Origin of the sequence: Spiroplasma endosymbiont of Sarcophaga variegata (assembly GCF_965178695.1) — a bacterium.
GTDB classification, from domain to species: Bacteria; Bacillota_I; Bacilli_A; order Mycoplasmatales; family Mycoplasmataceae; genus Spiroplasma; species Spiroplasma poulsonii.
The window spans coordinates 1,210,771-1,230,435 of the sequence record NZ_CBCXVU010000002.1 but is presented as its reverse complement, the minus strand read 5'-3'; the positions used below and the strand labels follow the sequence as shown (position 1 = coordinate 1,230,435).

General features: G+C 26.4%; 22 protein-coding genes. 5 read left to right on the top strand and 17 right to left on the bottom strand.

The genetic code is table 4. The features are described from left to right. Positions 1 to 14 precede the first annotated feature (14 nt). The 4 genes from ACOBME_RS08250 to ACOBME_RS08235 form a co-directional block, all read right to left on the bottom strand. Positions 15 to 257: a hypothetical protein gene (locus tag ACOBME_RS08250; protein ID WP_338965581.1), complete on the bottom strand. Its 243-nt coding sequence runs from the start codon at positions 255 to 257 to the stop codon at positions 15 to 17. Further along, positions 257 to 547: a hypothetical protein gene (locus ACOBME_RS08245; RefSeq protein ID WP_338965580.1), complete on the bottom strand. Its 291-nt coding sequence runs from the start codon at positions 545 to 547 to the stop codon at positions 257 to 259. Before ACOBME_RS08245 ends, ACOBME_RS08250 begins: the two co-directional genes overlap by 1 nt. A gap of 69 nt (positions 548 to 616) precedes the next feature. Then, positions 617 to 772: a hypothetical protein gene (locus tag ACOBME_RS08240; RefSeq protein WP_157944260.1), complete on the bottom strand. Its 156-nt coding sequence runs from the start codon at positions 770 to 772 to the stop codon at positions 617 to 619. Between the two features lie 236 nt (positions 773 to 1,008). Further along, positions 1,009 to 1,563 carry a type II toxin-antitoxin system death-on-curing family toxin gene (locus tag ACOBME_RS08235; protein WP_338965577.1) on the bottom strand — a complete coding sequence of 185 codons (555 nt, stop codon included), beginning with the start codon at positions 1,561 to 1,563 and terminating at the stop codon, positions 1,009 to 1,011. A gap of 490 nt (positions 1,564 to 2,053) precedes the next feature. Here ACOBME_RS08235 and ACOBME_RS08230 point away from each other — a divergent pair, with 490 nt between their 5' ends. Beyond that, positions 2,054 to 3,181, top strand: a complete 1,128-nt coding sequence (locus ACOBME_RS08230; protein WP_338965576.1) for a GNAT family N-acetyltransferase — start codon at positions 2,054 to 2,056, stop codon at positions 3,179 to 3,181. A gap of 15 nt (positions 3,182 to 3,196) precedes the next feature. Here ACOBME_RS08230 and ACOBME_RS08225 read toward each other — a convergent pair whose 3' ends face one another. The 7 genes from ACOBME_RS08225 to ACOBME_RS08195 all read right to left on the bottom strand — a co-directional run bounded on the left by ACOBME_RS08225 (position 3,197) and on the right by ACOBME_RS08195 (position 10,794). Continuing rightward, positions 3,197 to 4,795: an MATE family efflux transporter gene (locus tag ACOBME_RS08225; RefSeq protein WP_338965575.1), complete on the bottom strand. Its 1,599-nt coding sequence runs from the start codon at positions 4,793 to 4,795 to the stop codon at positions 3,197 to 3,199. Between the two features lie 358 nt (positions 4,796 to 5,153). Then, entirely contained in the window at positions 5,154 to 5,903 is a 750-nt protein-coding gene (locus tag ACOBME_RS08220) for an ABC transporter ATP-binding protein (RefSeq protein ID WP_338965574.1), read from the bottom strand. A 2-nt stretch (positions 5,904 to 5,905) separates the two neighbouring features. Beyond that, positions 5,906 to 7,600: an ABC transporter permease gene (locus ACOBME_RS08215; protein ID WP_338965572.1), complete on the bottom strand. Its 1,695-nt coding sequence runs from the start codon at positions 7,598 to 7,600 to the stop codon at positions 5,906 to 5,908. Between the two features lie 33 nt (positions 7,601 to 7,633). Further along, the gene (locus ACOBME_RS08210; RefSeq protein ID WP_338965571.1) at positions 7,634 to 7,894 is read right to left on the bottom strand and encodes a hypothetical protein; all 261 of its coding nucleotides are present in this window, start codon (positions 7,892 to 7,894) and stop codon (positions 7,634 to 7,636) included. Between the two features lie 113 nt (positions 7,895 to 8,007). Beyond that, positions 8,008 to 9,390 carry a DEAD/DEAH box helicase gene (locus ACOBME_RS08205; protein WP_338965570.1) on the bottom strand — a complete coding sequence of 461 codons (1,383 nt, stop codon included), beginning with the start codon at positions 9,388 to 9,390 and terminating at the stop codon, positions 8,008 to 8,010. 76 nt (positions 9,391 to 9,466) lie between these two features. Then, the gene (locus ACOBME_RS08200) at positions 9,467 to 10,195 is read right to left on the bottom strand and encodes a hypothetical protein (protein ID WP_338965568.1); all 729 of its coding nucleotides are present in this window, start codon (positions 10,193 to 10,195) and stop codon (positions 9,467 to 9,469) included. A 167-nt stretch (positions 10,196 to 10,362) separates the two neighbouring features. After that, entirely contained in the window at positions 10,363 to 10,794 is a 432-nt protein-coding gene (locus ACOBME_RS08195) for a hypothetical protein (protein ID WP_419334913.1), read from the bottom strand. 251 nt (positions 10,795 to 11,045) lie between these two features. Between ACOBME_RS08195 and ispH the strand changes: the two genes are divergently transcribed. From ispH to ACOBME_RS08180, 3 genes are all read left to right on the top strand, one after another. Further along, positions 11,046 to 11,927, top strand: a complete 882-nt coding sequence (gene ispH, locus ACOBME_RS08190) for a 4-hydroxy-3-methylbut-2-enyl diphosphate reductase (protein ID WP_419334912.1) — start codon at positions 11,046 to 11,048, stop codon at positions 11,925 to 11,927. Between the two features lie 158 nt (positions 11,928 to 12,085). Further along, the gene (locus tag ACOBME_RS08185; RefSeq protein ID WP_338963247.1) at positions 12,086 to 13,048 is read left to right on the top strand and encodes an IS1/IS1595 family N-terminal zinc-binding domain-containing protein; all 963 of its coding nucleotides are present in this window, start codon (positions 12,086 to 12,088) and stop codon (positions 13,046 to 13,048) included. A gap of 187 nt (positions 13,049 to 13,235) precedes the next feature. Further along, complete coding sequence (locus tag ACOBME_RS08180; protein ID WP_338963247.1) at positions 13,236 to 14,198, top strand: IS1/IS1595 family N-terminal zinc-binding domain-containing protein; 963 nt, start codon at positions 13,236 to 13,238, stop codon at positions 14,196 to 14,198. Positions 14,199 to 14,222: 24 nt separating this feature from the next. On the opposite strand, the gene ACOBME_RS08175 is transcribed toward ACOBME_RS08180, so the two are convergent. Beyond that, the gene (locus ACOBME_RS08175; RefSeq protein ID WP_419334910.1) at positions 14,223 to 14,588 is read right to left on the bottom strand and encodes a hypothetical protein; all 366 of its coding nucleotides are present in this window, start codon (positions 14,586 to 14,588) and stop codon (positions 14,223 to 14,225) included. Between the two features lie 557 nt (positions 14,589 to 15,145). On the opposite strand from ACOBME_RS08175, the gene ACOBME_RS08170 reads away from it, so the two are divergent. Beyond that, entirely contained in the window at positions 15,146 to 16,108 is a 963-nt protein-coding gene (locus ACOBME_RS08170; RefSeq protein ID WP_419334611.1) for a transposase, read from the top strand. A gap of 162 nt (positions 16,109 to 16,270) precedes the next feature. Here ACOBME_RS08170 and ACOBME_RS08165 read toward each other — a convergent pair whose 3' ends face one another. The 5 genes from ACOBME_RS08165 to ACOBME_RS08145 all read right to left on the bottom strand — a co-directional run bounded on the left by ACOBME_RS08165 (position 16,271) and on the right by ACOBME_RS08145 (position 19,663). Next, positions 16,271 to 16,546, bottom strand: a complete 276-nt coding sequence (locus ACOBME_RS08165; protein WP_419334908.1) for a hypothetical protein — start codon at positions 16,544 to 16,546, stop codon at positions 16,271 to 16,273. A 57-nt stretch (positions 16,547 to 16,603) separates the two neighbouring features. Continuing rightward, positions 16,604 to 16,978, bottom strand: coding sequence for a hypothetical protein (locus ACOBME_RS08160; RefSeq protein ID WP_338965558.1), 375 nt, complete (start codon positions 16,976 to 16,978; stop codon positions 16,604 to 16,606). Positions 16,979 to 17,110: 132 nt separating this feature from the next. Continuing rightward, positions 17,111 to 18,073, bottom strand: a complete 963-nt coding sequence (locus tag ACOBME_RS08155; RefSeq protein WP_338963247.1) for an IS1/IS1595 family N-terminal zinc-binding domain-containing protein — start codon at positions 18,071 to 18,073, stop codon at positions 17,111 to 17,113. Positions 18,074 to 18,254: 181 nt separating this feature from the next. Then, complete coding sequence (locus ACOBME_RS08150) at positions 18,255 to 19,001, bottom strand: Nif3-like dinuclear metal center hexameric protein (protein WP_338965557.1); 747 nt, start codon at positions 18,999 to 19,001, stop codon at positions 18,255 to 18,257. Then, positions 19,001 to 19,663, bottom strand: coding sequence for a tRNA (adenine(22)-N(1))-methyltransferase (locus tag ACOBME_RS08145; RefSeq protein WP_338965555.1), 663 nt, complete (start codon positions 19,661 to 19,663; stop codon positions 19,001 to 19,003). The genes ACOBME_RS08150 and ACOBME_RS08145 overlap by 1 nt, the downstream gene beginning before the upstream one ends. Positions 19,664 to 19,665 lie beyond the last annotated feature (2 nt).

The following is a 19,665-nucleotide window of genomic DNA, read 5'->3' as shown; positions in this document are numbered from 1 at the left end:
TTATTTTAGTAAATTTATAATTCAATAATTGTTTGTAATTTATTTTTTTCTCCTTTTAATTTAATTGATATAAAGTCTTTAACTACTTCAGGTTCAATTAAATGTCCTGTAGAATTAAAATAATCTTCAGTAATTCATGCAATTCAATCTCAATCGTCATTGCCTATAACATATAGGAATAAATATTTCTCTGAGTTAGGTAATTTTTTAACTATATATCCATTTTTATATTTATAATTAAATTCTTTTATTGTCATTATTTTATATTCTCATTTTGAATTTCTTTATTTCAAGGTAATTCACTAATTTTACCTTTTGCATTAATAAAATGTTGACAAGTTAAAAGTTCTTGTTTTCCTACTATTTGTGCATTGATAAAATTATTAAAATGTTCCATCATTGATTTACCTTTTTCATAATCATCTAAACTTAATTTTTTACATAATTCAATAAATTCATCACAAACATCTTTATATGTTTTATTGCTTAAACTTTCTTGTAAATATATTTGTTGCTCTTGGCTTATTTGTATAACTGTTTTTGCCATTATTAGTATCCTCCCTTACAAAATAAACATAAATCGCTATCAATCGTATTTACTGGACATTGACATTTTTTACAATATTTTGCCATTATCAATTGCCTCTTTTAATTCTTCATAAACCATTTTTAATGTCTCATGTGCCATTTTGTTAGGTCATTTTTTAAAATCATCACCACATATTTGTTTTACTTGTTCTATTTGTTTAATAATACTGTTAATTTTTTCCATACCACATTTCTCCTTCTTAAACGTAAAAAACCGCTTTTACGCGGTATTATGCTAAATTCTTAAATGTGTATGGTACCTTACATATTTATTTTTTAATATTTCTTAACTTAATTTTTATTATTACCATTAAAACTGGATTAGCTTTTATATCTTCTTTTCATTCATTAAATTTAGATTCCATTACTTTATAATCTATTTGCCTATTATTTTTTTTCATAACATATTTCCTATCTTTTTTAATTATATCTAGTATGTGATATAGTTACATTTCTGTCAATTACGATCTTTATACATTCTAATGATTCTTCTTCAGTAAATGTATTATTTGAACAAGTTTCAACTATCCTTTCCATAAATGGTTCTCAATAACCCATATATCCTGTTTCATCATAGTTTGTATTTCTAAAAAATAATACACAAAATTTTAAAAATAATACACAAGATACTAATGCCGTTCTTTTATTGCCATTTTTAAATTTATGTCGACAAGCAAAGGCAAATAATAAATCTGCAGACATTTTTTTAATTGTTATATTTGTGTTATATGATCATTTTTGAACTAACAAGGCAACGGTTGCTTCTATTGCTCCTTGAGAAACTTCACCATATTTGCCTTCGAATTTTATCTCCTGCGCAATTAAATGTGCCTCATTAATAACCTTAACTAAATAATCAGAAAAGTTTTTATCTAAAACTGTTTCTTGTAAAATTACTTTTATTTTATGATCACCTTTACTAGTAGCGTGAATTAATTCAATTTCATCATTTTTTATAGTTCAAAGTTTATGCATAGAATGTAAATATTTCTTACATATAACATTATCATCTTTACTATTGCATATTAAATTAGGTGTTCTTCAAAAAGCAGTATCAAAAAACGATACATCTGCTTCACTAATATAACTTCATCGGTACTTATCTCTGTATTATATCAATTAATTTACCTCCTTATTTGTAACAAGTTTCTCTAAAATTACTATGGTTACTAAAGAATCCCATAATATTAATGTTTTTTGTCCTTATAATATTTAAATGAAATTAGTATTATTAATTATTGATTGCATTATTTTTTGATATTATTATATCCTTAATATTTAGTTCCATTCTAATTTTATTCTTTCCCGCATCAAAAATATTTTCTAGTTTATTTAAATTATAATAAATAAGGCTAGTTATGATCTTTAATTCTCTAAGTACTATTAATTTTAATGAAAACTAATAATTTAATGCAAGTTTGATAAAAACACGATATAATATATGTAATTTAAGGTGGATGAAAAGATGAAACGAAGAAAGTATCGACAGAACCCGAAAATTAAACGAATGTTTCGGATTAAAGGGGAATATGAAGCAACAAAATTAGCACAAAATTTTGTTCGTTATATGACTAACCCTTTCCAAGATAAACGAATCCGAAATGAACTAATTGATACTGAAAACGAAATATATATGACTGATATTAGCAATGATGTTGATAAAACTTATACTATTGCTATTAGTACCCAACTAGATTACCAAGAAGATGCTGAACGTGTTAAAGAGTTAGTAAAAGACTATGTTGACAATGATTTAGATTTTTTATGATATACCATTGGTGAAAAAATTGATGAAAAAGAACAAGCTTTTTTTGAATCATTAGGTTTTGTTCAAAATGAAATTTTAGTGGGAATGGTCCTTGATTTAACCAAATGAAAAAAATATAAAACAAAAACTGATAAAAGTATTAAGTTTCGACGAGTTAATGATAACAAACGATTAACTGATTTTAGTAAAATTTTAGAAAGTGCTATGGGACCAAAAAGTTGAGATTATGCCTTTTATAAAACATTATTAAAACTAAACAAGGATAAAGACGTTGCTGAAATTGATTTATTATATAAAAATGATCTTCCCGCAGCAACTGGAAATATTTATTTTGAAAAAGACATCGCAATTATTGATGATATTTCAACACATCAAAATTTTCGCCGCCAAGGATTGGCAAAACTAATGATGAATCATTTAATTAACCGTGTTTATAATCAAGATTATGATTTAGTTGGTTTAATTGCCACACCAGAAGGATATAATGTTTATCGCAAATTAGGGTTTCGACCAATTAATTTATATTTAAGCGAATATGTCACAAAAGCAAAAGGAAATGATTTAAGCCAAATTGCCACAAAAATTAGTAAAGGTAAAATTAAGAATCTTCAAACTATGCAGCAAACAACAATTACCTATATGGTTAATAATTTAACTTGTAAAAAATGTAATAGTGAAATTCTTGATCAAAAATATCTAATGGCAATAACACCGTTAAATAATTTTGTTATTAATAATTATCATCAGAATTGTTATAGTTTTTCTTCAAAGGATAAATGAGTGCTCCTTGTTGAGAAAACTAATGATGAAACAACAAAAAAATAAGAATTAGGAAATTACCTAATTCTTATTTTTTTTATGACTTAACTTTAAGCCTTTTTTTAATTGTAAATCTTCTTGATATTCATTAAAATATGGATCTGGTTCATCAACCAATTTAGTATGATATTTTTTTCAATAATAAACTAAAATTGGAATAATAATTGCTGCAGAAATTAAATCATTTAAACCGATAAAAACATAATAGAAAATTGGATTACCCGTTGCTTGACTAACGCCATATCCAATTCCAATTAAAGGTAAAATTACAACAATTGAACGTAAACTACTTGTAAAAGTTGCTAAAATTGAACGATTAATTCCTTGGAATAATGTTAACGCAATGTAAGTTAATGAACAAAATGGATATGTCATAAAGTTTAAAACAATTCATCAACGATATTGAGCCGCATACTCTAGTGAGAAAGCAAACAAAATCATCATATCTTTTCCAAACATAATGAAAACAATTAACATTAAACTAAATCAAATAATGATTAATAAACTAACTCGTTTTAAAACTTCTCAAATCCGGGCGTTTTTCTTCGCCACAAAATTATAGGCAATAATACTCCGTGCTCCTTGGGTGACCCCAATTCCGGCAGATAAAACTAATGTCATTCATGGCACAATGGAAGAATAAAGATCTTGTAAAACCGGGACGCCATTATGAATGACTTGATTTGGTAACTGACCAACTAGAGATGTTGCAACATATGACGTAACAACTAAAGCGGCATTGTTAATAAAATTTGGTAATCCCGCTTTACTAAAATCAGCAACATTTGTCCCTTCAATGTGAAATAAATCACTTCAATAAAATTTTGAATAACTATTTTTTGTTTTAAAAACAATAATTAATCCTCATATTACTTGCACTGTTCACGAAAAAACTGTCCCCAACATTGCCCCAGACATTCCCAAATGACAAACTTTCATAAAGAAAATTGCTGCAACAGAATTAATAATAATTGAACTTAAAATCATTATTGTTACTCATTTCATTCGTCCTTCACTACGAAGCAATGACATAAAATAATAACTCAAAAACATCATTGGCGCTGCTGCTAACATTGGGAAAGAATATTCTCAACATAAACGTTCAGTAATTGGATTATAATTTTTCCCCATTTGCGAAGTGATGAAAACAGCATTTCACCCGGGATACACAATACAAAAAATTGCAAACGCGATGATAATCGAAAAAAGCACCGTTGTTGAAAAACCATTTCCAGCAATCCGACGCATTCTCGGAATGTCGCGCTGTCCATAGGCAATTGAAAAATTCATTGCACAACCCATTCCAATCATAATACTAAATGATCATTGTAAATTATACGTTTGTGAAGCATATTGTGTTGCTACATTAATATATGACCGCATATCAGCTAATGGCACAATTGAAACAGCACTTCCTGTTATTTGATTATAAGCATCAATATAAAACCGATCATAAATTGCATCAGGCGCAACAAATGCTAAAGCTAATTTTTTGTCAATAATATTATATAATCCTTGGACGATCATTAAAAAAACGGTTGGAATACAAAAGTATGCAATTGTTTTTCATGGCTGTTCAAACCGTAATTTTTTCTCACGAACCGTTAAAACTTCCGACAACTTAATCCCCCCTATTTAAAAAGCAAAAAAACCTTACTAAGTAAAGTAATTTGTAAAACTATATTTATAATCCTTCTTAAATTATAGCTCAAAAAAATTAATTTATTAAGGTTTTTTAAAGATATCTTTAATTAGTTAACGCACTTGCTTTCCCAAAGTTTTTATTAACTGAAAAAACAACAAGATCATAAATTTCTGTAATGTTTGTTACAAATGGTTTAATTGTAATTAAAATTACTTTTTTTTCAAAAGTATGATGGGCAATTTGTTTGATTTGCTCACTATCTTTTTCTAAATGTAAAATTAAAGAATCCTCTAATTTTTCAATAATTGGAATATCTAATTTTTTAATTACTGCTTAAAAATCATTTAACATTGGTTGTTCCATTACTGTAAACTGATAATAATTTTGATTAGAATTAATAACTGCTCCGGAAAAAACAACTTTTCCATAATTTAAAATGGTAATTTCATGGGCAAGATCTTGTAATTCTGTTAAAATGTGTGAACAGATTAAAATTGTTTTACCTTGGTTTTTAACATAAATTAAATCATTAAATAATTCTTGACGTGCTGTTGGATCTAAATTAGCAGCAGGTTCATCTAAAATTAATACTTTTGGATCAGCAATTAACGCTTGCGCTAATAAGACTTTTTTCTTCATTCCTGATGAAAAAGTATTCGGATTTTTACTGCGGAATTTTCATAAATTTAAATTTTCTAAAATTTTCTTTACCTTTACTTTTGCATCTTTAAAAGGAATATCACGTAAATAACTCATTTCAACTAAGTACTGATAAACATTTAAATGCTTTGGAAAACGAGCATTTTCTGGAATATATACAATAATTTTTTTTGCAGCGGGTGAATTAGCTTTCAAACCATCAATACTAAAATTACCAACGGTTGGAATAATTGCTCCAACTAACGATTTAATTGTTGTTGTTTTACCACTACCATTAGGACCAATGAAACCATGAATTTTCCCTTTTGCAATTTTCATATCAATATTATCAACAGCAACAAATTTTTTAAATTTTTTTGTAAATCCATGAATTTCAATTGCTAAATTAGGATCTGGTGTAAAATCATTTTTCTTTGTTTTCATAACTATACAAAATCCTTTCTTGTAATTCATCATAATGTTATCGCTGCTAATCCGACAGTTACTAATAAATAACCGGCATACATTCCTGTTAAACTAGTTAATGTTACTGGTCTATTAAAATCAGCCATTAAGAAATAACCTGTTTGTGCAGCATTGTTATTAACTTTGTATTCAACATTATTAACTTTTGGTTCTAAATAATTATTTAATGGTAATAACATTGATGATACAATATTATCTTGTGCGGCAAGACTTGCGCGAGCATCACCTGTTCACATAATAACTAATTGTTGTCAAATATTTAAATAAGCCATTAATTTATATTGTTTTTCAGCACTGGCAATACTTTGTAATTCTGATGTGGCTTTAGTTTTATCATCAAAAATAGCAGTATCTGACATTCTTGTATATGCTCCTTGATTCAACCAATAATACATTTGTGAAACAAATTGATAATAGATTGACATTACGGGGTCATTAAGATAAACATTTTGCAAATATAAATTTTTTGTTAAAAAGTTTGTTAAATTACCACTAAAATCACGAAAATGTTTGTGACTATCGTTTGATAATCCTGCAACAATAAAATTTGTAATAACATTTGGTCCAAGAAGATCGCTATATGAATTAGAACGATATGAATTATAATCATAACCAATAATTGTTGGTAAAAATACCCCTTTATCATACATTGTTTTCATAATTTTATAAATTTGTTTTGAAGTATTACTTGTTAATTTACTTTCATCTATTTCATTTAAATTAAGTTTTGTTGATGAAGGTTTTGCTGATGAAACAATCAATGGTGTTCCAGAAGCTAATTCTTGATAAAATTGTCCTAAAATATTAATTCCTTTATCCGTATTATTAGAAAATTTAACTTTATCATTTCCTCTTTCCATTTCAGTAAATGGTTTTGGATTATAACCATCGAATTCTAAAAAATTATTGTTAATTAATTTTGCTAATTTTGGATAACTGGTTGAATCTTTCTTGACTTCTGCTACAAACTGTTCTCAATTAATTTCTGTTGCCCCCGGATTTGCTGTTAAAGCATTTTGAATTGCAGTATCAATATTATTAACTAAACTAGTAACATTAAATGAACCAGCTGTGTTAACATCTAAACTAGAATTAATATTAAGTTGAAGTTTGTTATTATAATAACTTCAAGCTGGCCATCCAACCGGGTCAAGGATATTATGATATGTTTTAATAAGTTCAGAATCATTAAACTTGACGGGACTTTTTGCTAAGTCCGTTGTTTGCATTAAATATGCTGAAGACTTATCAGAAAATTTTGTTGAATTATAAATGAAGGGAATCATCGCCCCAATTACAGTTAAAAAACCAACTGTAAATAAGATTCCAATAACTCCTTTTGAATTTAATCCTAATGAGATTAAAATTCCAATTGTTGTCAAAAATAATTGTAAAATAAAACTTGTTAAAATCATAAAATTAATTTTACTTAAAATTACTTTTCCTAGTGCCGCTCCTTTTGGACCCATTCCTAATGAAATTAAAGGTGGTACTAATAAAATTATTACTGAATATACTAAACACAAAAATTGTAGTGCTAATCATTTTTCAATAATCATTCTTGTTCGTAAAATTGGAATTGATGAAAAAATTAATAATGTTCCATCATCAATTTCATCACGCACTAATTGTACAGCTTTAAATCCAATAAACATTGATGTTAAACCAAAATACAACATATATCAAATTTATGAATAAATACTAAATACTGATTTTGCTGTCTCACTATATTCACCACTAGGATTATCCATCATTGTTGTCGACATTGAAATAGTAATAATTAATCCTACAACAAATGTCAACACAAACATAACATATGTTGATGGTGATTTTAACATTTTAATTAAAGTATAACGAAACATTTTTATTGAAAAAAATGAACTAATTTTTTTATTTAGATCTGTTTTTTTCTTAGTGCTTGTTGTTTTTGTTGCCTCATTATGAGTCATATTTTTCCTCCTATTTGTTTTTATAAATAATTTCTAATTTTAGAAATTATAGAATAATTATAATAAAAAGGTTTTTGTTTCTTTTTTATATTAAATTTTTCAATCTTGCTTTGTTATTCTTTATCAAATAATTTCATTCCCCGTTCTTTTGCTTTTTCTTTTTTAATTTTTTTAATTGATGCTTTTATATGATCACGACGAATTTGTTTTTTTAACGCAGCAATCTCTTCTTTTCGTTTCTTTTTATAACCAGGTTTAACCTTTTTATTATTCTCTTTTGTTTTATAACGATGAATAATTTTGTTAATTTCATTATTGACTTGTTCTGAATTTTGTTTTTTTGGTTTACTAATTGCTAAATCAACATCGACTAATTCGTTCTGCTGATTTCATTTTTGATACTTGAAAGTAATTCCCTTTGCAATTAGTTGTTGAACTAGCGTTAAATTTTTTGTATCATACAAAGTATAACTATAACCAGTATAATTCGCCCGTCCGGTTCGACCACTACGATGAATATAATATTCGAGGTCAGTTGGTAAGTCGATTGAAATAACATGGCTTACGCCAACAAAATCAATTCCACGCGCAGCAATATCACTTGCAATAATATATTTATATTCTAAATTACGAATTCGTTTTACAATTTGAGTTCGCAAACGTGGTTCTAACCCAGCATGCAATTGAGTTACCGAATAATTATGTTCTAATAATAAATCATAATATTTATTAATTTCTTCTTTTTTATTAACAAAAATTAAACATAAATAGGGATCAAACGTATTTAAAAGTTTTAATAAAACAGTGCTTCGTTCTTGGTGCTTCGTTGGAATTAAAATATGCGTAATATTTTGGTTTGTTGTTTGATTTGCATTTAAATCTAAGTAATGCGGATTATTTAAATATTTAATTAAAAATGGTTTTAGTTCTTCTGGAATTGTTGCTGAAAAAACAGAAACTTGAACATTAGAATTAACCTTGCTTAACAAATAATCAACATTTTCAATAAAACCTAAATCAAAAATCATATCACATTCATCAACAATAAATGTTGTTAACTTTCCTAATTTTAAACTTTGCTGATCAAACAAATCCTTTAACCGTGTTGGTGTCACAACCATAATGTGTGGTTGACTTCGCGTTAACTGTTCTACTTGGCGGTTAATATCTTCTCCACCAACAAAACAATTAACTTGTAATGCTGGTTGAAACGTTTTAAAAAAACGAATGTTATCATAAATTTGTTTTGCTAACTCCCGCGTTGGTGTCACAATGATTGCTTGAATGCTTGGTTGGTCATAATTTAAATTATTTAAAATTGGTAAACAAAAAGCAAAAGTTTTACCCGTCCCCGTATGGGCTTTACAAATAACATTTTGATGTTTTAATAACAATGGAATAACTTTTTCTTGGACCATTGTTGGTTCTGTAAAATTTAATTGTTCTAACCCTAAATTTAAAAAGCGTTTTAAACCTAGTTTATTAAAATTACTCATTGTCAGCACCCTCTTAATATCAAAATTATAACATAAATAAAAAATGAAATTATTGCTAATTTAATTATTTAATCTGCTATTTTCCAACAGCAATATTTAATTTTTTGGCTGGAGGTTTTTTATTATATTTGGTTTTAAAAAGTTCTTTTTCTTTATTAAAAGCAGATTGCGCTTGATCTAATGAATTAGTTCAATATTCTTTTGTTTTAGCTAACGTGGTTGATTGTTCTTTTCCTTTTTTAACAGCTTTCCCCATTTTTGTTAATGCTTTTTTAGCATGAGTTTTTGTTTTTTTAATATTTTTTCGAGCATCTAAATATTCAATTGAATAAGGGCGAGTAATTGCTTTAGTCATTTTTGCAGTTACATAAAAACCAACAAGACTTAAAACTGGGATGGCAACTAATAAGACAACAACAATACTTCCCGTTACTGTTGCAAAATTTGTTCCAATTTCAAGTTCATAATCTGCTGGTCACTGAATAATACCATTTACAACACTTACTGGTTGTTTTAATCATTCCATTAAGTCTATCGCTTGACCATTAACAGTAACATAATTAGAATACCCTCAAGTAAAAGTCCCACTTGATGCTAATCGCATTACTTCCCCAAGACCTAATTCAGTAATTAATTGATAACCATTCCCATCAAATGATTTAATATCATTAATATTAATAGGTAGTTCTTTCCCTTCTCAATAATAACCATTATAATGAACAGCTAAAAAAGCTAATGCTAAAACTAAAATAAGTAAAACAATAGTTCAAATTAAAGCAATACTTCATTTTGCAAATGTTTTCATAATTCAACCTCTTTCCCCTTATTTAAGTTTATTATAGTCCTAATTATCAAAAATTCTTAATTTTATTTTTCTATTTTTTAATAAAACAGTAAAAATATTAATAAAAAATTTAAATAAAACAATAACTAGTAAAACTAGTTATTGTTCCTATCTCTCTTTATTTTCTCTTATTTTTTTAATGCCATTTTTTTCCCTGTTGTTTTTTTTGCACTTGTTTTTTTAGCACCCTTGCTTTTTGCTGCTGCTTTTTTTGCGGGATTCCCATTTCCAATTGCTTCTAATTTTTCATTTGCCACTTTACGATTTTTTGCTTCAATTGCTTTTCGCTGTGCTGTTGATTTCCCTAATCTCTCTGCAATTAATCTTTCTGCAGTAATTGCGGTTGTAATTGCCGAACCATCTTTGGCACGATAATCTGCAACAGTTTTAGTATAAACATATCCAACTGAACGATCGATTGATCTTTTCATCGCTGGAGTTGAATCTACTACTGCTTGTTCTTTAATAAATATTCATTTTTCTTCCACACCATTTTTTAATACAGGCTTTTTAGGCGTTGATGCCTTGCTAGTAGTTTTCACAGTTTTTGAAGTTGTCATACTCAATCTCCTTTCGTATAATGCTTTTAGCGCTATATATTTAATTAAATTATTTTTATCCTAAAGTATTACTATTTTAAAATAAATGTAATATTTTAAGGAAAATCATACTCTTTACCTTAAAATATACCATATAATTGTATCAAATTTAAGTTAATTAATAAATACCTTTAACAGATTATTTTAAAATGATGAGACTAACATTTTTTAGTTGTGTTATCATATAAATAGATAAAATGGGTGGTGAAAAAATGAAAGTTGTCAAAGTAACACCACGCGGATACTGCCTTGGTGTTGTTAAATCAATTAAATGAGCAAAAGAAGCGGCAGTAAAGTATGCCGGGCGGGAAATTTATATGTTAGGTTACTTAGTCCATAACCGCCATGTTATTGAAGAAATTGTTAACTTAGGTGTCATCCCCGTTAATGACTTTAAACTCAACCGCTTAGAATTAATTAAAACAATACCAGATAATGCTGTTATCATTTTAAGTGCTCATAGCAGTGATGATCGAATTAAAGATATTGCGGCAGTGAAAAACATTACGCTTGTTGATACCGAATGTGAATGAGTGACAGTAACGAAAGATTTAATTAAAGAATATTTACAAAAAGACGATTATCAAATTATCTTTATCGGAAAACACTTTCATCCAGAAACAAATGCAATGTTAGCAATTAGTCCCACCATTAAACTTGTCACAACCGAAGAAGAAGCTGATACAATTCTGCTTGACCTTGATCCAAATAAAAAAATCTTAATTACTAACCAAACCACCTTATCAAAAATTGATATTGAAGCAATTGTTGAAAAAATTAAAAGGTTAGTTCCGAATGAAATTACTTTTAAAAATTATTTATGTAACGCGACATTGGAGCGCCAAAATGCAGTTTTAAGTTTAGATCCAACCAATATTGATCTTTTATTAGTGGTTGGTGATGAACGCAGTAGTAACACTTTAAAATTAGTTGAAATGGGAGAACAAATTGGCATTAAATCATATCGTATTAATGATAAAAATGATATTAACCGTGATTGATTAACAAACAAAAGCGATGTTGCTGTTACTGCTGGTGCTTCAACACCAAGTATTATTCAATTAGAAGTAATTCGTTTTTTAGAAAACATCTAAAAAATAAAGCGAAATTCGCTTTATTTTTATTATCTTAAAATTATATATTAAATTTCTCAAACTGAAGTTCAAAATTTCCTTTAATTTTGTCGAAAACTCTTGATATTTATAAAATATACCTAAAATTAGGTATATTTTTAATATATGGAGGTAAATAAATGATGAAAAAAATAATTACAGAATTAATAAATAGCTTAACAGATGATCAATTTTTAGAATTTTATGAAAAAATAAAACAACAAGCAGACTTAATTAAAAAACAAAAACGTTTAAATGAAATTGATCAAAAATTTAGAGATAAAGGCATTATATGTCCTAATTGCAAATCTTTTCATTGTGTTAAAAATGGTCATAATTCCGAAGGAAAACAAAAATATTTATGTAAAAAATGTCGTGCTAGTTTTGATGCATTTCGTCATCATTTTACTTATTGAAGTCATTTAAATTATGAACAGTGAAATTTATTAATTCAAATTTCATTGTTAGGACAATCTAGTAAAATAATTTCTCGTTTTATTAAAACAACCCCAAAAACCGCTTGATATAATCGACAAAAATTAATGCAATCAAAACAATTAGAAAATACACAGTTAAAATTTAAAAAATTAAATGGTCAAATCCAAATGGATGAAACATTTATTAAAGAAATTCATAAAGGCAATTTTAAAGATAAATTTGATAAACGAAAAACTCATCTCGATCCATTTTCAACTGATACCAAATGCTGTATTCAAATGGCAGTTGATAGCAATAATAATATTTTTGTTCAATCCACCAATACCAAAAGATTACAAAAACAATGGATTATTGAAAATATGAATAAGCAACTAATTAAAGAAAAATCAATAATTATTTCTGATATGCAACCACTATATTTATTAGTAGCAAAACAAACAAATTCTACTCTATATTCCACCAAAACTAGTACAAACCCTGATACTAGTTATCAAAAGTTAAATAAGATTAGTAAATTACAATCCAGTCTTAAAGAAGCCTTAATTCATTATCATGGTTTGGGTTTCACTAATATTCAAAATTATTTAAAGCTCTGAAAATGAAAATACCAACACAAAGGTTTAACACCAAACCAACAATCAACGGTATTATATTTTAACGTTTAAAAAATTTAAAGCAAAATCATAATCTTACACAAAATTAGTTTTCAAATTGTCATATTGATGATTTTTTTTATTTCATCAAGAGTTTTCGACAAAATTAAAGAAAATTTCTTTAATTTTGTCGAAAACTCTTGATATTTATAAAATATACCTAAAATTAGGTATATTTTTAATATATGGAGGTAAATAAATGATGAAAAAAATAATTACAGAATTAATAAATAGCTTAACAGATGATCAATTTTTAGAATTTTATGAAAAAATAAAACAACAAGCAGACTTAATTAAAAAACAAAAACGTTTAAATGAAATTGATCAAAAATTTAGAGATAAAGGCATTATATGTCCTAATTGCAAATCTTTTCATTGTGTTAAAAATGGTCATAATTCCGAAGGAAAACAAAAATATTTATGTAAAAAATGTCGTGCTAGTTTTGATGCATTTCGTCATCATTTTACTTATTGAAGTCATTTAAATTATGAACAGTGAAATTTATTAATTCAAATTTCATTGTTAGGACAATCTAGTAAAATAATTTCTCGTTTTATTAAAACAACCCCAAAAACCGCTTGATATAATCGACAAAAATTAATGCAATCAAAACAATTAGAAAATACACAGTTAAAATTTAAAAAATTAAATGGTCAAATCCAAATGGATGAAACATTTATTAAAGAAATTCATAAAGGCAATTTTAAAGATAAATTTGATAAACGAAAAACTCATCTCGATCCATTTTCAACTGATACCAAATGCTGTATTCAAATGGCAGTTGATAGCAATAATAATATTTTTGTTCAATCCACCAATACCAAAAGATTACAAAAACAATGGATTATTGAAAATATGAATAAGCAACTAATTAAAGAAAAATCAATAATTATTTCTGATATGCAACCACTATATTTATTAGTAGCAAAACAAACAAATTCTACTCTATATTCCACCAAAACTAGTACAAACCCTGATACTAGTTATCAAAAGTTAAATAAGATTAGTAAATTACAATCCAGTCTTAAAGAAGCCTTAATTCATTATCATGGTTTGGGTTTCACTAATATTCAAAATTATTTAAAGCTCTGAAAATGAAAATACCAACACAAAGGTTTAACACCAAACCAACAATCAACGGTATTATATTTTAACGTTTAAAAAATTTAAAGCAAAATCATAATCTTACACAAAATTAGTTTTCAAATTGTCATATTGATGATTTTTTTTTATTTCATCAAGAGTTTTCGACAAAATTAAAGCAAAATTTCATAAAGTTCAACCGGTATAAAAAATTGCATTATTTGTTCCAAAATGAAAATCAAAATTTCAAATCCAATATCGCCCTAAAGTAAAACGAGTTTTAGCAGCATTCAATTCTAAATTATGATTTTGACTTAAATCTCCTAAAGAAAAAATATTCAAACCTGGTAAATCCTTTGCTTCATCCGATGCTTTAAAATCATTAGATAAAATGTGTAAAATCTTTATATAATCATACTGTGATAAAGCTAAAATTTTAGCAAACGTTGTATCGTTAAGATGAAGCACCGCTGAATTTTTATTTGATTCAATTTGAAAATATTTAAAAAAAGCAGCTATTAAATTTCCAAATTGGGTTAATTTATTTGTTAAACCTTCCTCTGTAATTTCAACTTGGACTTTTAACGGATGGTCACCACTAATAACAGCGCCCGATAATGGTAAACCAGCAACAATTATTTTTCCTAAATCAATATTAAAAGTTGCTAAGTTTAAATTATTATGACCAGTATTAAAAACATTAACAAATGAACTATAAAATTGAACAAAATGTTCTGGGGTAATTTGCGCTGGTTGATAACCTTCACCAGTTCAATTATACGTCGCTGTATCTGCTCTGACAACAGCTTCGCCATTTGTTTTATCATTAATTGCACTAGTTAATAAAGTTAATAATGGAATTGCTGAATTATATTTAATATTATCAACAAAATCTTTTAAAGTCGCATCATCTGTCAGAACTTTTTTTAATTTTGTAAAAATAATCTTTAATTTTGTCGAAAACTCTTGATATTTATAAAATATACCTAAAATTAGGTATATTTTTAATATATGGAGGTAAATAAATGATGAAAAAAATAATTACAGAATTAATAAATAGCTTAACAGATGATCAATTTTTAGAATTTTATGAAAAAATAAAACAACAAGCAGACTTAATTAAAAAACAAAAACGTTTAAATGAAATTGATCAAAAATTTAGAGATAAAGGCATTATATGTCCTAATTGCAAATCTTTTCATTGTGTTAAAAATGGTCATAATTCCGAAGGAAAACAAAAATATTTATGTAAAAAATGTCGTGCTAGTTTTGATGCATTTCGTCATCATTTTACTTATTGAAGTCATTTAAATTATGAACAGTGAAATTTATTAATTCAAATTTCATTGTTAGGACAATCTAGTAAAATAATTTCTCGTTTTATTAAAACAACCCCAAAAACCGCTTGATATAATCGACAAAAATTAATGCAATCAAAACAATTAGAAAATACACAGTTAAAATTTAAAAAATTAAATGGTCAAATCCAAATGGATGAAACATTTATTAAAGAAATTCATAAAGGCAATTTTAAAGATAAATTTGATAAACGAAAAACTCATCTCGATCCATTTTCAACTGATACCAAATGCTGTATTCAAATGGCAGTTGATAGCAATAATAATATTTTTGTTCAATCCACCAATACCAAAAGATTACAAAAACAATGGATTATTGAAAATATGAATAAGCAACTAATTAAAGAAAAATCAATAATTATTTCTGATATGCAACCACTATATTTATTAGTAGCAAAACAAACAAATTCTACTCTATATTCCACCAAAACTAGTACAAACCCTGATACTAGTTATCAAAAGTTAAATAAGATTAGTAAATTACAATCCAGTCTTAAAGAATCCTTAATTCATTATCATGGTTTGGGTTTCACTAATATTCAAAATTATTTAAAGCTCTGAAAATGAAAATACCAACACAAAGGTTTAACACCAAACCAACAATCAACGGTATTATATTTTAACGTTTAAAAAATTTAAAGCAAAATCATAATCTTACACAAAATTAGTTTTCAAATTGTAATATTGATGATTTTTTTTATTTCATCAAGAGTTTTCGACAAAATTAAAGAAAATAATATTATCTAAGTCCGTAAAATTAGTTGTATAATTAACATTAAAATCATCATAAATTTATTTAAAATCATTATTGTTGTCAATTTGAAATGTTCCTTCTTTATTAAAGAAATCAACGATTACTTTTGAAATTTTACTAATAACTCCCGTTAAAACTTTTTTCATTACAATTGGATTATCAGTAATAATATATTGCATTGAATACTCAGAAGATGATGTTAATGTTTTAAAATTAACTTCAAATTTAAAATTAAAATCAATGCGAACAGCATGCACATCTTCAATCGCTGGATCAGAAATAGCTACTAATTGGTTAACATCAATAAAACTCAAACTATATGTTGAGCTATTAGGAACTATCTCTAATGGGGTTGTTTTTAAATAATAATTTTAATAATCACTAATAATTGCATTATTAATGTTATTAAAACTTGCCATAAAACCAGCCATTAGAATTGATAAAGCTGGTTTAACGTTTTCATAGGTTGGAGACAATGGGACCTTTTGGTTGTTTTTATAGACCATTGTGTATAAATTACTAAATTGGTTTTGATATTCCGTACTATCAATAATGTTTTTAGCGCAAATATAATCTAAAAAAGCATTTGAAGCACGTTGTGAAATTTTGTTTAAAATCTCTGCATCTTTCGCAGTTCCAATATTTGGGTCTTCTTCTGCTGGTTGCAAATGTTGACATCCAACAATTGTACTAACACTTGTTGTTGTCAAAGCAGAAATTTCTAGCAATGCTAATAGTTTTTTCATATTTAATAGACATCTCCTTTTTTAAAATTGCCCTTTAATTTTGTCGAAAACTCTTGATGAAATAAAAAAAATCATCAATATGACAATTTGAAAACTAATTTTGTGTAAGATTATGATTTTGCTTTAAATTTTTTAAACGTTAAAATATAATACCGTTGATTGTTGGTTTGGTGTTAAACCTTTGTGTTGGTATTTTCATTTTCAGAGCTTTAAATAATTTTGAATATTAGTGAAACCCAAACCATGATAATGAATTAAGGCTTCTTTAAGACTGGATTGTAATTTACTAATCTTATTTAACTTTTGATAACTAGTATCAGGGTTTGTACTAGTTTTGGTGGAATATAGAGTAGAATTTGTTTGTTTTGCTACTAATAAATATAGTGGTTGCATATCAGAAATAATTATTGATTTTTCTTTAATTAGTTGCTTATTCATATTTTCAATAATCCATTGTTTTTGTAATCTTTTGGTATTGGTGGATTGAACAAAAATATTATTATTGCTATCAACTGCCATTTGAATACAGCATTTGGTATCAGTTGAAAATGGATCGAGATGAGTTTTTCGTTTATCAAATTTATCTTTAAAATTGCCTTTATGAATTTCTTTAATAAATGTTTCATCCATTTGGATTTGACCATTTAATTTTTTAAATTTTAACTGTGTATTTTCTAATTGTTTTGATTGCATTAATTTTTGTCGATTATATCAAGCGGTTTTTGGGGTTGTTTTAATAAAACGAGAAATTATTTTACTAGATTGTCCTAACAATGAAATTTGAATTAATAAATTTCACTGTTCATAATTTAAATGACTTCAATAAGTAAAATGATGACGAAATGCATCAAAACTAGCACGACATTTTTTACATAAATATTTTTGTTTTCCTTCGGAATTATGACCATTTTTAACACAATGAAAAGATTTGCAATTAGGACATATAATGCCTTTATCTCTAAATTTTTGATCAATTTCATTTAAACGTTTTTGTTTTTTAATTAAGTCTGCTTGTTGTTTTATTTTTTCATAAAATTCTAAAAATTGATCATCTGTTAAGCTATTTATTAATTCTGTAATTATTTTTTTCATCATTTATTTACCTCCATATATTAAAAATATACCTAATTTTAGGTATATTTTATAAATATCAAGAGTTTTCGACAAAATTAAAGAAATTGCCACATTAATTCTAACCTAAAAAAGTTAAAATTAATAAAAAATATCGCTAAAACTTGCCAAATGTTGCAATATTTTGAAAAATTAAAAAATATTACTAACGATAGTTAATAATATTTTTAATATGATAAACAGTAACTGGCAAAGTTGGAAATTTCCGTTTTAAATAACCCGCAAAAGCAATACTAAAAAAGTCTTCCATATAGTGGTTAAAACAAACAACGGAAAGTTGCTTCTCATTTGCTAACACTCACTGGTCTCATTTTATTTCTCCAGTAATAAAAAGATCAACTTCATTATCTAATTTAGCAATAACATCCCCACCAGCACCAGCAGCTAAAGCAATTGTTGTTATTGGTTGGTGATAATTTGTTAAATTATGTTGCACTACTGCAATGTTAAAAATTGTTTTCAACTTTGTAATAACTTCATCAACAGTTAATGTCACATAACCAATTTTAGTAAAAGAATCTTTTGCAAATGAAATAATTTTTTGCGCATCTAGTTCTTGCAAAATTAATTCATTCATTAAACCATCATAGTTAGTATGAACCGCATAAACCGAAATTTGATGTTCTTTTAACCGTTTTAAAATTTCTTGTTTATACTTAATTTGTGCTCATACTTTTTTCTTATTAAAACAAAACGGATGATGCGTAATAATCACATTTGCTTTTTGGGCAATGACTTCATCAATCACTTCTGTTGTTAAATCTAAACTAACAAAAACTTGCGTTATTTCATTATGTTTAAATCCCCATTGAAAACCGCTATAATCTCACTTCGCTGCTGTTTTTAACGGAAAATCAGTTTCAATTTCTTGATATAATTTTTTAATTAACATTAAATCACCTTATTTATCATTTTTAATTTTGCTCTAATTTCTTTATAACGTTTTGTTTTGACTGGAATTTTATTTAATAATGTTTGATAATAATCGTTTTTTAATAATCATTTTTCTTGAAAAAGTTTAGTTTGTTCTTTTCGCAATACTGGCCCGAACAGAATGTCTCTTTTGTTTTTAACTTTTTGCCCAGCAACTTTATTGATAACAATAATTTCATAAATAATTTCATTTTCTTTAATTAAAAGTTCTTTTTCAATAAAGTATTTTTTTGCTTTAACTCATTGTCGTAAAATAGTTGGGTCATCATTTGAACACAAAATATAACGATCAATTAGATCTGAATCATTTTGTAAAATTTCAAGGATACTAGCACTACCTAATCCCGAAATAATACATGAATCAATTTTAATATTGGCAAGTCCATACAAACCATTTGCTAAAATTGGGGTAATAATTTCACCAACTTGATATTTAGCAATATTTTTTTTTGCTTGTGCTAATGGTTTTTCTGCAATGTCACAAGCATAGGCTTTGGTAATTAAATTTCCTTTTGCCAAATAAATTGGAATCATTGCATGATCAGTTCCAATATCACAAATAACGTCTTTATCATTAACTTGCTTTGCAATTAATAATAGGCGTTCTGATAATCTATCCATGG